This window comes from Prevotella brunnea (genome assembly GCF_008016795.1).
GTDB classification, from domain to species: domain Bacteria; phylum Bacteroidota; class Bacteroidia; order Bacteroidales; family Bacteroidaceae; genus Prevotella; species Prevotella brunnea.
Genome location: NZ_SDIK01000018.1, coordinates 77,251 through 91,106 on the forward strand (window position 1 = coordinate 77,251; position 13,856 = coordinate 91,106).

The following is a 13,856-nucleotide window of genomic DNA, read 5'->3' on the forward strand; positions in this document are numbered from 1 at the left end:
GTTCATCATGAGGTGAAATCTGAAGGGATGGCTGAAAAAAGCTTGCCACACACCGTGAGGTGTAAAAGCATGAAACCGCCGTATGTCGAACGATACGTACGGTGGTGTGGGAGGTTGGTAAATGTGAAAAGTAGGAGGGTAAATGCCTTTTATGAATAACATTTACCTTCTGCCCAATTTTTTTATTTTTTCGTGAGACAAGAGGCACGAGACAGCTTGAGAATGGTTCAGACGATTGGTTCAATACCTGAAACTAACGCTGAGAAGGCAGTATGTGGGTACTATCTTATAATAATATTCCGATGACGAAATGGCAGTAACGTTGTACTCTCTGATGTTTTTGTTGTTGAAAATGTTGTAAGTCGTGAGCGTCAAAGTGATGTCCTTCTTCGGTAATCCGTAGCTCAAGTAAGGTCTTACGAATAAATAGAACGTGTGATTGCGTCCCAAAAAGTGCTCATCGAATGTAAATTTCACTTTTAAGTTCTTTCCGAAAGATCCAATCAGGTCTTGGTAAAACGAATAATCACGTGTTCGTGAAGGTTTACTGCCGATGCCGGAGACAGAGCTGAAGGTATAGCGCGCACCCATAACATAATTGAACCAACCGGAGAAGGCAGAGCGCAGCGAAAGCGTGGAATGGACGGAAACGGAATTTACGTTCCGCGATCCATTATCCTCATATTCAGTCTGAAAAGAATTTTTATTGATGCTTGCGGAGAGCTTGAAACCTTGTCGGATGGTATCGATGTAATGACTTACCGACAGATTTCCGAAATGTGTTCTGTTGTTTTTTACTTCTGTGGGCAAGATATAATCCATGTTCTCCGTGATACGGATGGCATCCACCCAATTGTTTTGCGACAGACTGTAATTGTAAATGGCTAATATTGAAGTTCTTACTGACGGAGAATATCTGTAAAGAGAATTGATGTGAAAATCTCCCGTATGATCGTTTACGAATGATGCCGGCTCTGTGTATTCGCGATAGTCGGTATATCGTCCGAGATATTCTGTCGGCATTATCTTCCCTTGCGTGTAGTCGCATGATAGAGAGAGGTAATGCCTTCCCCAGTCCCCCTCGAACAACAGTTCGGGCTCTATTCTCATTCTTTCCGATTTTGTGTTCTTGCCTGATGTGTCGATGAGTTTTTGTTGCCAATATCCCAAGAGGGTTTTAAGTTCTATTCTTGATTTTCCAAGATGAAAAGTAATATCGCCCTTGGTAAATAATAAATGTTCGTTGTATTTTACCTGATTGTCGAAAGAATCGTGGGTAAGCGTTGCGCGTTCTTTTCTGTAGTTCTGTCCCGTTTCCACATTCCACGCCCATCCCCTTTCTTTCTTGTAATACTGTATGGAAAAAAGGTTAAGAACGTCCTGATGATTGAAATTTTGACAGATGTCGTATATGGAGTTATTGAAGCCAAACGACTGGTTGTCGCGATTACCCATGGTAGTGTTGCTGATGATAACGGCCGCCTTGTTTTTGAAAGCGTGAGATAGATTTATCTTTCCTTCCACGTAGGTGGCTTTTGTTTGTGTCGCAAAGGCTGAAGACATGTCTTCCGTAAACTTGTTGTTCACTTTCTTGTTGGCATGGACAATCTTTCCCAGTAAGGTTAGGGTCGTGGTCGGGCACAGGTCGTATTTTATCTGAAAGTTGTTGTTTAGCCATATGGGACTGTTCTTTAGAAAAGTGTAAATGTCTATCTTTACAGCGTTATTGAAATATGAGGTCTCTTCCCGACTTTCCGTCTGATAACGATTCTTCTCCACATTGAATTGGCTGCTGATTGTCAGTGCCTTTTTAGGTTGCCAAACCATGTTGAGGCTGTTGTATTCCGATTTCTGCTCCGCATAATCGATGTTGTCGCGATGGGCGAAGTTGTACAGGTGGTCGCCAACAATCTCCGCGGAGTGCAGTCGTATCAGGTCCTCAAAGGAGGCGAACTGAGAGGACCTGATGTTCGAGAAGCCCATTGCGTCGTATAACTTGAATTTTTTGTTCATCAGTAACAGGTTGCCCACCTCGTTGTAACGATGTCTATATCCACCTCCCATTTCCATTTGTCCAACAGGCTTTTGCAACCGCATGTCCGATTTCAAAGATAAATTTAGTATCATGTCGTTGGAGCGTTGCACGTCTTTCAATTGTCTGTTTTCTTGATAGTTTTTTATCACTTCCACTGTTCCTATGAACTTAGCGGGAATGGTCTTGCTTGCAGTCTTATAGTTTGTTCCGAACATATCGGCGTGGTCAAGTGTGATTTTGCTGATGTGTTTTCCCCTGTAGGCTATGTCTCCGTTGTTGTCCACCTCTATGCCGGGAAGTTTTTTCAGCATTTCCTCCACGTTCTTTTCCATGCCATCGGTGAAAGCACTCACCAAAAATTGTGTTGTGTCGTTGTATTCCCGAATGGGCTTGGCACTCACCACCACTTCTTTCAACCCTATCTCCTCTCTTCGCAAAATAACATGGAACGGTGTGCTGGTGGCTTTGTCTGTCTTGATTTGCTCTTCTCGGTAACCTAAACATCTTATCACGATGCGTCTGCCCGGTTTTATTATCGCTTTGCCCAAAGCGAAAAATCCGTTGTTGTCAGTTGTCGCGAAAGATAACAATTTGTTGCCCTTATCGTAAACAAGAACATAGGCATGTGCAACGGATTTTCCATCTTCATTTCTTACATAGCCGGTGGTTTGGGCTTTCAACGAAGATGTTGCCGATAGGGAGAGCAGTATGAATAACAGAAGACGCCAAGCGGTTTTCATCAATTTATCTCAGGCATTTATCTGTGTTGTTGGTCTTAACCTCGTAAGATGTGGAAGCCTCACGACTGTCCTGTTGGCTGTTGAAGGCTCTTGCCAACTTCGCAGCATTGGCCTCCAAACGCTTCCGATAAACCTCTTTGCTTATCACCTTTCTTTTCTTTAGGTCGGGTTCTTGTGGCAATTCAGCGGTTTGTTTCATCGAAGTCATTTGTATGTCAATCTCACCGTCGGAGGAAAAGGCGGAAACAATCAATCCCGGTAGTCCCCATAGTCGCCACGGACCGCATCCAACGGGAATTTCCGGCGTGAACCATGCTTTTATGTTCCAGCCGCACAAATCGCATTGTGCCAACATGCAGTGGTATCCACCTATGGTTTTGGTGCTGTCGTTGAAAATGATCCAGTTCAAGGGATCCAAGTCGCCTTTGATAACGCACTTCTCCGAGATATCGCTTTCTTCCCAAAGAAAATATTTCTTGTCGAGAGAGTAATAGTTGAAGCGTCTGATGTCTAATTTGTCTTCGGCTTCTTCGTCCGATATATAAATGTCATCTGAGCTTATTTCCATCTCTTCCTGGTAGAACATATCATAGAACCACGCGTCCTTATTGAATAATAAGGTGGCATGACCATGATTAAAAGTTCCGAATTCGGAATATTCTGCTTGATAATTCTGCGCGAAAAGTGGGAAACTATAGATAAATAATATATTAAAAAAAAGAATTTTAGTCATTTCATTTCCATAGTTATGTGTTTAAAGAGTTGTTTCTTTTCTTTTTTTTACTTTTCCTCTTATTTTTAAAAAAAGAGGTTTTTGGGAGGCATTACTACAAATTATAATACTCTCTTTAAACGCCCCTAAAAAAACTGCATGATACCGTATTACCAAATTGATTTCTTGGTTTGGGGCAATGGTATTATTATTGCATTTATAGGTTGTACAAGAACAGGTGGTATAAATTTTTGAAATTATGAGTGTATCGCTGCCAATGTTTTTTATTTTGAACGACACAATTGCATTAGTGTTTTCATAAATGGTCTTGAAATCGTAATGGCTTGTCCTTACTTGAATGACAGGACTAGATAGCACTATACAAGATTTCAAAACCATTATGAAAAAGATAATTCTTCTATTCATTAGAGCGCTTTTCTTAACTCTTTTTCTGCGGCTTTAATTGATTTTAGAACCTCTTTTAGGGCTTTTTGACAATCTTTAGCTGTTACGCTAATCGTAACTTCTACGAAATGTATAGAAACTTTGACGCTTATTGTGCAAGAAACATTTTTTTCTTGTTCAGGCACTTGGGCTATAGTGTTTTCAATTACAGATTTACATTTTTCATCAAGCTCTATTGAGGATAGTTCGGTGATATCTCCCAATTCAAAATTGTAAATAACTTCATCAACGAATCTTGTTGAAACTTCCTCGGCAGCGTTAGATGCTATACTAAAAGTAAATAAGCATAAAAATAATAAAATAGATTTTTTCATAAGAGAAATATTAAAATTTGTATTTAAATGTTATGCAAAAATATTGTAAAACATAGTAAACAAAAAATATTTTAACACTTTTAACATTGATAGTGTTCTAAATGATTTTTTAGCACACGTCCTAATTGACTAATGTAAGCTCTTTATAAGAATATTACGCACATCAAAGGCTGGCAATGTGCCGACAGGCATATCAATAGAATGAAAATATGAATACGATAACCATTGATTATAAATTACTTACAATGTGATTTCCAAAAGCTTGGGTATTATGACGTGATATCTAAGCGCGTGGACAATGATTCCTATCGTGTGAAATCTTATTATATTATTTCTTAACGACTGATTGGAATTTCCTTGTTCGCCAATATGTTTCATTTCCACTATCCTCAACTTTTTGAGAGTGAGGATACAAAAAGCGACTCGAAGGCAGGTTGCTTTCGAGCCACTATGGTTGAGCCTGTAATGGTGGATAAATTACAGAAGTTTCTTGCTGAGTTGCTCAAGCATATCCACGGTCATGCTCTTGAGGTCGTACTGAGGTTTCCATCCCCATTCTGCACGGGCACAAGAGTCGTCGAGGCTGTTGGGCCAGCTGTCAGCGTTGTTCTGCAACAGCGGGTTCACCTCGTAAACCATTTCAAAGTTTGGCTTGTGCTTTTTGATTTCGTTGTAAATCATTTCCGGCTCAAAACTCATGGATGCGATGTTAAAACCATTGTAGTGAACGAGCTTCGACGGGTCGGCTTCCATCAGCGAGATAGCTGCATGCAATGCGTCGGGCATGTACATCATGTCCATGAAAGTGCCTTTCGCGATGGGGCAGACGAACTTTTCGCCTTTCACGGCAGAGTAGTAGATATCCACAGCGTAATCGGTTGTGCCACCACCGGGAGGCGTTACGTAGGAAATCAAGCCCGGGAAACGTACCGAACGTGTGTCCACGCCATACTTCTTGCGGTAGTAGTCGCTCAACAGCTCGGTGGTAACTTTTGATACGCCGTAGATGGTGATGGGACGCTGAATGGTATCCTGTGGTGTCATGTCGTGGGGAGAGTTCGGACCGAAAGAGCCGATGGAACTTGGCGTAAATACGGCGCAGTTATTTTCGCGCGCCACCTCCAAAACGTTCCAAAGCCCGTCAATACCGATTTTCCATGCCAATCGGGGCTTGCCTTCCGCAACTACGGAGAGGAGTGCCGCGAGGTTATAGATGGTGTCGATGTTGTGCTTTTTTACAGCTTCGTTGAGCATCTCCGGGTTGGTAACGTCGCATTCAGCGAAAGGACCGCTTTCCTTGAGTTCGCCTGTGGGCTCTGCGCCTTTGATATAGCCTGCCACAACGTGCTCGTTTCCGTAACGCTTTCTTAACTCTCTTGTCAGTTCAGACCCGATTTGACCGGTAGAACCGATTACCAATACATTTTTCATATTATTATTTTACTGATTTGGATTACGTTGGCGCAAAGTTAAACACTTTTTCGATTAGTTTATAAAATAAAAGTATTAATGTTGTATAAAATTAGCCGTTCCGATGAAAAATACCTCTGTAACCGTCTATTTTCTCAAAAAATATGACTTACTTTGCAGTTGTAAATTTTAAAATCTAGTGTTATGTATGGTAAAATGAAACAACATCTCTGCGATACCCTCGCAGAAATCAAAGAAGCAGGTCTCTACAAGGAAGAACGCATTATTGAAAGTCCTCAACAGGCTGCCATTACCGTGAAAGGCAAAGAAGTACTTAATTTCTGCGCAAACAACTATCTCGGTTTGTCAAATCACCCACGCCTGATTGAAGGCTCCAAGAAAATGATGGACGCTCGCGGCTTTGGTATGTCGTCAGTACGCTTCATCTGCGGTACACAGGATATTCACAAGCAATTGGAAGCTGCTATTTCCGATTACTTCAAAACGGAAGACACTATCCTCTACGCGGCTTGTTTCGATGCCAATGGCGGTGTTTTTGAACCTTTATTGACCGATCAGGACGCAATCATCTCCGACTCTCTTAACCACGCTTCAATCATTGATGGTGTTCGCCTTTGTAAGGCTAAGCGTTATCGTTATGCCAATGCCGATATGGCTGATTTGGAAAAATGTCTCAAAGAAGCACAGGCACAGCGATTCCGCATCATCGTTACCGACGGTGTGTTCTCAATGGATGGCAATGTTGCCCCGATGGATAAGATTTGCGACCTCGCCGAGAAATACGACGCACTCGTAATGGTTGATGAGTCGCACTCTGCCGGTGTGGTCGGTGCTACCGGACACGGTGTGAGCGAACTCTGCAACACTTACGATCGCATTGATATTTATACCGGCACACTGGGTAAAGCCTTTGGTGGCGCATTGGGAGGTTTCACCACGGGTCGTAAGGAAATTATCGATCTCTTGCGTCAGCGCAGTCGTCCTTATCTCTTCTCTAACTCTTTGGCGCCAAGCATTATCGGTGCCAGCCTCGAGGTGTTCAAGATGCTGAAGGAAAGCAATGAATTGCACGATAAGTTGGTGGAGAACGTGAATTACTTCCGCGACAAGATGATGGCAGCCGGCTTCGATATCAAGCCAACCCAGAGTGCCATTTGCGCGGTGATGCTCTATGATGCCAAGTTGTCTCAGGTTTATGCTTCCAAGATGCTCGAAGAAGGCATTTACGTTACCGGTTTCTACTATCCGGTAGTACCGAAGGAGCAGGCTCGCATCCGTGTGCAGCTTTCTGCCGGTCATACACGTGAACAACTTGATAAGGCAATCGCTGCCTTTATCAAGGTGGGCAAGGAACTTGGCGTTTTGAAGTAAGCAGAATTGTTATAAAATGTATATTCATGCCGCTCTATCCCCAATATCGGGGATGGGGCGGTTTCTTTTTGGATGCCTTCTCTCGATTATAATCTATCGATTTAAGTAGGTGCTCAAAATTAAACGTATATACCTTCTTGGTTTTTTATATTACTCTGCTACTATCTTCTCGTTTTCTTTTTATCATTCTTCCGTCTTTTATCGATTGAATAGCTCGCTACACTCCCTTTTCAAACCAAAAGAATGACTGAAAGACAAACGAAAATATTGTGGCAATTGATTTTAGATACTACTTGTTGTGAAAAAATCTCAATAATAGTTTTTGTTTTTAGATTTTATACGTATATTTGCATCGATATTTAATGTTTTTATTATAATAACACTTAAATTATAACTTATGACAAGAAAAGTACCTATTCTCTTGCTCACTCTTCTTTTGTCGTTGAGTACGCAAGCAAAAGTCACCAATATTATTGTGTGGCTGACATCGGGCGAAACTGTTACGTACAGTCTCGCGGAGCATCCAAAAGTTATTCCGGGAAGTGAGGAAGTAAAAATTACCACAACCAAATCGGAAATTGTTTATAACGCGGGAGAAGTCAAAAAGATTACCTTTGATGATCCAACGAGCATAGAACAAAAGGTGGCTGACTCTACCAACGAAACCGTGCGATTTTATGGCAATGCTATGCATCTTTCAGGATTTAAAGCAGGCGAATCGGTACGTGTTTTCGATACGTCGGGAAAACTATGTTATAGCTATCAGACCGACAATGTGGGTGGACTTACCATTCGTCTCGACAATTTCCAGAAAGGAATTTATATCGTAAAAACCAATCGTTACTCATCTAAATTTATCAAGAAATGAAAAAAATAATCAATTCTTTCGCTTTCACTTTTGTTTTTCTGCTCTCCGCGGTATGTGCTTCTGCTCAAGGTGTATATATTTATAAGAATGGAGAAAAACAAGTTTTCAATGCCGCAGACATAGATAGTTTGGTCTTCTTTGGTGATGGCAATACTTCCGGTAGTCAGAATAGTTTTGAGATGCCCAGTGCCGAATTCGGTGCTTCTCTCGATGAACTCTTCAACTCGGCACAGAACAATGGCTTCTCGGTAACAAAGAATGGGGCAACGCAGCTCAATCTCTCTAAAATTGTTAATGGAGTAACCTATAACTGGGTGTACAATTTCGATGATATGGGGACGTATAAATATTCCAAATGTAAATTGCCAGAAGGAAAGGTTAATGACTTTGAGAGCTTTATTACTTCTAAGGGATTTGCGGAGCAGCCTGACGCATCGAAAAATTCAGATGTGAAAGTATATCTGAACAATGAGGCTAAAACGGTGATCTTCGTCAATATTGAAGATGGTGCCGCTGAATATTATTATGGACCTTACGATGAGTCATCTACATCGTGGACACGTATCTCCACTTTAAGTGATCCGAAAACTTCAACATGGATGCCATATTATGGAAGATATGCCACAGTGGAACTTATGCAACTTTTTGAAAAACGCATGAAGCATGAGTTGAATACCACACTTTCGAAGATTGATAAAGGGGTATATGTTTACAATACCGGAGACCCGAAATGGATAGCCGTAAAATACTGGTTTGACGTAAAAACAAAATCAAAACTGGAAGAGGCATCCATTCTCGTGGACAAAAACAATATCCCTACACCTGCCGAAGTTACGGCATATCTCAAAACGATGGGGTACAGATATACCGGATTGACGAATTCGGACAAGGATGTTATTTACTATAGCGATAAGCTGAAATCGGCATGCTATGTTCTTATGACAAAACCAGAGGGAGCAGCTACTTTCACTCCGCAAATGCACTATGCTTACAATGATTTGGATGGTCAGGTTCCACCATTGACGGTTGATTTCCCAATGCCCATCATTGAGTTTGGAAAGAAAACCATTGATGAGATAATGGTGGAATATCGTAAACTGCCTTATTTTAAGAGTGAGGAACCTAATGAGATGGGAAAGGTAATTAACACTACATCGGATGATTTTCCGAAAATTATATTGATAGAAGATGGAGGAAAATATGCCGCTGTTATTGTAGTTACGTTCGACAAACTTGTCATTCGCTCTCCTTACCTTACGGATATGCTTACTAATAAGGGGTATGAGTATAGACCTGATGCCAGTGTGTTGCCAACTTATGTAGATTTTAAAAACGATGTGATGGCACAATTCGATATCAACGATCTTTACCAATATGGTTGGTTCTCTGTATCCTTTATGCCCAATGAAGTAAAACCGTAAGTTTCCGTTATCGACTACCTTGTAACGTACTAGAACAACCCTTATATGTTTGGTTTCATATAAGGGTTGTTTTGCGATGTTCGGCATGAGCATAGCCTAATGATTGCTTACTTTCTTGTCTCTTGCCCATGACGGTTCTGAACAGAAAAATGTCAGCCGGTTTCCCACCAACAGAAAAATGGCAAGCATGTGTAGTAACTACACTGTGCTTGCCATTGCTTATCGTATAGGTTGAGCGTTGCTGACGAACAGCAGTCGTCCACTGATTAATCCTTAATAGAGATCTTCTGCGAGAACAACTACTGGCTTAATCAAATCCCTTGGTTTATCCTTCATCAGCAAGAGGGCCTCTTCCATGTGCTCGAAACCGTTGAAACGGTGGGTAATGAGGTGCTTAAGATCAAGGCGTCCTGAAGTAACGAGCTTTGCCAATTTCTCCATACGTAGTCTTCCACCGGGCATCAAACCGCCTCTGATGGTCTTGTGCCCCATACCTACACCCCATTCAACGCGTGGAATCTTTACAAACTCACCGCTGCCAAGGTAGTTCACATTACCGATGACACCGCCCGGCTTCAATACAGCGACTGCCTCTGCAAATGTATCAACAGTACCACCGGCGATAACAACGCGGTCAACGCCCTTACCGTTGGTGCGTTCCATAACTTGTTGGGCAATAGGACCATTGTGGTAGTCGATGATTTCTGTTGCACCGTAAGCCTTTGCAGCAGCTGCACAAACAGGTCGGCTACCTACGGCATAGATGTTGGATGCACCTCTGAGGGCTGTTCCGGCAACTGCCATCAAACCAACAGGACCGATACCAATAACAAGCACTTCGTCACCAAATTTCACGTCTGCGAGTTCAACCCCATGGAAGCCAGTAGGAACCATGTCGGAGAGCATTGTTGCAGCAACCGGATCCATGCCTTCAGGAATGAGTGCCAAGTTACCGTCGGCATCATTAACGTGGAAATACTCTGCAAAGACACCATCCTTGAAGTTGGAGAACTTCCAGCCTGCCAGCATTCCGCCAGAGTGCATGGAAAAACCGTTCTGTGCTTCGAGTGAGTTCCAGTCTGGTGTAATTGCAGGAACGATAACACGGTCGCCAGGTTTGAAATCTTTTACCATCGAACCCACTTCCACTACCTCACCCGTAGTTTCGTGGCCGAGAATCATGTCCTTACGGTCGCCAATGGCTCCCTCCCATACGGTGTGAACGTCAGATGTACAAGGCGCAACTGCCAAAGGCTTTACAATTGCATCCATTGGACCACATGCGGGTCTTTCCTTCTCAATCCATCCGGCCTTGTTGAGGCCAAGCATTGCATACGCTTTCATAATGACTTTTGTTTTAGGTGATTGTTAGATATAGTAATTTATTCAACTCGCTTTTATTTCATTATTCATCAGCTTGTTTTTGTTGAAAAATGATAAAAAGTGACAGCGCAAATATATGGAATCCTAATTTAACTTCCAAATTTATTAAGAGAAAAAAGATAATTATTTTGCTTAGCATGCGTGAATGTAATCTCTGCTTTTCAAAGAGGAATACTAAATGGTGGCTCATCGTGAACTGTGATCGTTGAGGGCAGTCGCATATCCCATTTTGTTCCATTCATTTCTTTGTGGCATGAAAATGTTGAATGAAATTGATTCGAGATATTGGACTTATTTTCAGAAGTCGGAGATGAGCATCTTCTTGGTGTGTAAATTTGTTTGGGAGAAGCGAAAAATTCCTCAAATCTGACTTTATCCCAAATTGGTCATTAGCAACCACTTTGGTTCTTTCTTCTAATGACCACCATTAGAAATATTCAATTATAGATGTTTGTTATTCAGCAATTTACCAACTAAAACCCATACGCAATGAATTCATGTCGCTACCTGTCTGTCCGGGCAAGACAAAAGCCAATCATATTCTTTGCTTAGCCGGGGCATTGAAAACGCGACAATCCTTCCCGGCTATACGAGAGTGTCCTAAATTTTCTTCATTCATCTATCCAAAGCTTAGCTTTTGCTTTCCAAAAGGTAAGCTTTTGCAATGCAAAAGGTCATGAATTGGAGCGCAAAAGCTAAGCTTTTAAATCGCAATAAATATTATCTTGATTATCAATAGGTTAAGAGGCGTGTTGCGAACGTGGTTTTTGTAATATAATTTCGTGATGATTAGGACACCATTGGGAAAAGATAAAGAATTTCTCACTGCCATATAACACCGAGAAATCCTAACGACCGATTTGGGTTTATGGTTCCTTTCCTGACCATCGGAATTTATCGCGCTCTCATCGCAAGAATGCGTAAAGGAAGTGCTAATATTCGTTTTCAATTGGCATGATTGCCCATAAAATGACATAGAGCAAAATACCCGGGAAAGCCCCGCTAAAAAGGGTAAGGGTTGCATACAAGGCTCTGACCGCCGTGGAATCGAGATCTAAGTATTTTGCGATTCCACCACACACCCCTGCTACTTTCGTATCTTTGAAAGAACGAGTTAGACGTCGTTTAGTATCAAAATTCATGATTCTACTATTTCCGGAATTATATATGACAATGAATCAATAACATCTTGGCGAGAACATCCCTCTTTGGTAGCGATGAAAATGGTGTCGTCGCCTGCAATCGTACCGAGAACTTCCGGCAAGTCGCTGTTGTCGAGATTATAGGCAATAGCACTGGCATATCCCGGTCGGGTCTTCATGACCGCAAGCTGTCCGGAAAAATTAATGGAGACGAAACCGCTGCTGCGCAGCATGTCGGTTGCTTTCCTTGGCATCGTAACGCGCTTGTACATTGTCTCGTTAGGCAATACATAAACATATTTCCCATTCATCGATGCGGCTTTGGCAACTTTCAATTGCTTAAGATCGCGACTTAGGGTGGCTTGAGTCAGTTTATAACCCTCTTTCTCCAGCTCTTTAAGAACCTCTTCTTGCGAACTGAGTTCCATGCTGGAGATGAGCATCTTCAATGTTTCCAATCTGCTGGTCTTTACTTTCATTCCTTGTATAGTTATTCGATTGTTTTTGCAAATTTATACAATAAATTTCTATTATGCAAGTCTTTTGCTTTAAAAGATAGGAGAATAATAAAAATACCTTCTACGCAAATCGGTCATTGGAAAAACAACGGAATGACAGGGTTGAATAATCTAATGACCGATTTGGAACTAATGGGTTGTCTTGTTTACTCTCTATTCCCAAAGAAGCGAAGCAAATAGAGGAATAAATTGATGAAATCAAGATATAGGCTTAGCGAACCAAGTAAAGCTATCTTTTGTGCGCTCTCTCCTGCGTCAGGGGCATTCATTAACATGCGCTTTATCATTTGAGCATCCCAAGCTGTAAGACCGGTAAAAATCAGCACTCCTAAACCACTTACAATTAAGTCCATCATCGAACTTCGCAAAAACAGGTTCACCACTCCCGCAATGATCAAACCTATCAGTGCCATCAGTAAAATGCCTCCCATCTTGGTCATGTCTTTCTTCGTTGTGGAACCTATTAGTGCCATTGCACCAAATGTGCCTGCCGTAACGAAGAAAGTCTTTGCAATGGAAGCAATGGTAAATGCGGCAAATATCCAGCCCATGGTCAATCCGTTGATCGCTGAGAATATGATGAACCAACCGGTTGCGGCGACAAGGGATAATTTGTGGATGCGTGATGAGAGATAGATGACAATGCCAATCTCTGCTATCGCGGCAATGATGAGCGGCGTTATGCTTGTGTAGAGCATGGTCATCATGGACTTTGAGGTACTTACGCCGTAAGCTATGATGCCGGTGATGACAAGTGCCATTGTCATCCATGTATATACTTTGCGCATCAATAGGGGAAAAGAGCGACTAAGCTCTAAATCACGGTCGCGATCGTTGATAGTTCTTGAATAATCGTTGAATTTCATAATTTATATCGTTTGTTTATTTGTTGTTCATATTTTTTACTTGTCGATAAGACTGAAAATGCGAATATGCGCTTGGTTATGACTTGCAAAGCTCATGCCATATTAAATGCAAATATAAAATAAAGTAGAGATATTAGCAAATATAATAATGATTTTTACATTAATTTATTTCTTACCGGACAGGAATCGATTTCATGTAAAATACCTAAGTACCTATATATAAGGTGTATCTTCTTCCATCTCTTGATTTATATCAATTCTTTATTTTATTTTACTTATTTCTAAAATTTTTCCTTGAAAATATTTGGTGGTTGTGAATTATTGCATTATCTTTGCACTCGCTTTCAAGAAATACGCCACGAGGCGTTTTTGCGATGGCATTAAAATCGTTCTTTGAAAAGATTTACATAGACAGAGAAGTAGTACAAGAAGAAGCGTCCGCCGCCGATATTTTTTTATTGGTCGGTGGATGGGTAAAGAAACGAACCGTTCAATTTTTTTTTATCTTCTGCCCTTTTGGTTTCATCCAAATCCTGGTGGTTGATATTACATATATAGAAAGGTGTTTAAACTTGATACTTTGAATGAAG

General features: G+C 41.4%; 12 protein-coding genes. 3 read left to right on the top strand and 9 right to left on the bottom strand.

The window, feature by feature from the left end; translation table 11 throughout:
• Window positions 1-240: 240 nt before the first annotated feature.
• The 5 genes from ETF27_RS02990 to ETF27_RS03010 all read right to left on the bottom strand — a co-directional run bounded on the left by ETF27_RS02990 (window position 241) and on the right by ETF27_RS03010 (window position 5,697).
• Window positions 241-2,775 (bottom strand): carboxypeptidase-like regulatory domain-containing protein, encoded by a 2,535-nt coding sequence (locus tag ETF27_RS02990; RefSeq protein ID WP_147785485.1) that lies wholly within the window; start codon window positions 2,773-2,775, stop codon window positions 241-243.
• Window positions 2,776-2,779: 4 nt separating this feature from the next.
• The gene (locus ETF27_RS02995; protein ID WP_130830138.1) at window positions 2,780-3,508 is read right to left on the bottom strand and encodes a GLPGLI family protein; all 729 of its coding nucleotides are present in this window, start codon (window positions 3,506-3,508) and stop codon (window positions 2,780-2,782) included.
• Window positions 3,509-3,529: 21 nt separating this feature from the next.
• Entirely contained in the window at window positions 3,530-3,913 is a 384-nt protein-coding gene (locus tag ETF27_RS11735) for a DUF1573 domain-containing protein (RefSeq protein WP_147785486.1), read from the bottom strand.
• Window positions 3,913-4,266: a hypothetical protein gene (locus ETF27_RS03005; protein ID WP_147785487.1), complete on the bottom strand. Its 354-nt coding sequence runs from the start codon at window positions 4,264-4,266 to the stop codon at window positions 3,913-3,915. Before ETF27_RS03005 ends, ETF27_RS11735 begins: the two co-directional genes overlap by 1 nt.
• A 477-nt stretch (window positions 4,267-4,743) precedes the next feature.
• Complete coding sequence (locus ETF27_RS03010) at window positions 4,744-5,697, bottom strand: NAD-dependent epimerase/dehydratase family protein (RefSeq protein ID WP_130830136.1); 954 nt, start codon at window positions 5,695-5,697, stop codon at window positions 4,744-4,746.
• Window positions 5,698-5,880: 183 nt separating this feature from the next.
• Here ETF27_RS03010 and kbl point away from each other — a divergent pair, with 183 nt between their 5' ends.
• From kbl to ETF27_RS03025, 3 genes are all read left to right on the top strand, one after another.
• Window positions 5,881-7,068, top strand: coding sequence for a glycine C-acetyltransferase (kbl, locus tag ETF27_RS03015; protein ID WP_147785488.1), 1,188 nt, complete (start codon window positions 5,881-5,883; stop codon window positions 7,066-7,068).
• A gap of 397 nt (window positions 7,069-7,465) precedes the next feature.
• Window positions 7,466-7,936, top strand: a complete 471-nt coding sequence (locus ETF27_RS03020; protein WP_130830134.1) for a T9SS type A sorting domain-containing protein — start codon at window positions 7,466-7,468, stop codon at window positions 7,934-7,936.
• Window positions 7,933-9,357, top strand: coding sequence for a hypothetical protein (locus tag ETF27_RS03025; protein ID WP_130830133.1), 1,425 nt, complete (start codon window positions 7,933-7,935; stop codon window positions 9,355-9,357). Before ETF27_RS03020 ends, ETF27_RS03025 begins: the two co-directional genes overlap by 4 nt.
• Before the next feature lie 273 nt (window positions 9,358-9,630).
• Here ETF27_RS03025 and ETF27_RS03030 read toward each other — a convergent pair whose 3' ends face one another.
• The 4 genes from ETF27_RS03030 to ETF27_RS03045 form a co-directional block, all read right to left on the bottom strand.
• Window positions 9,631-10,629, bottom strand: a complete 999-nt coding sequence (locus ETF27_RS03030; protein ID WP_317131319.1) for an NAD(P)-dependent alcohol dehydrogenase — start codon at window positions 10,627-10,629, stop codon at window positions 9,631-9,633.
• 1,043 nt (window positions 10,630-11,672) lie between these two features.
• Window positions 11,673-11,882, bottom strand: a complete 210-nt coding sequence (locus tag ETF27_RS03035) for a PspC domain-containing protein (protein ID WP_130830131.1) — start codon at window positions 11,880-11,882, stop codon at window positions 11,673-11,675.
• Window positions 11,879-12,361: an arginine repressor gene (locus ETF27_RS03040; RefSeq protein ID WP_130830130.1), complete on the bottom strand. Its 483-nt coding sequence runs from the start codon at window positions 12,359-12,361 to the stop codon at window positions 11,879-11,881. The genes ETF27_RS03035 and ETF27_RS03040 overlap by 4 nt, the downstream gene beginning before the upstream one ends.
• 185 nt (window positions 12,362-12,546) lie before the next feature.
• On the bottom strand, window positions 12,547-13,266 hold the full coding sequence (locus ETF27_RS03045; protein WP_130830129.1) for a Bax inhibitor-1/YccA family protein: 720 nt from the start codon (window positions 13,264-13,266) through the stop codon (window positions 12,547-12,549).
• Window positions 13,267-13,856: the final 590 nt, after the last annotated feature.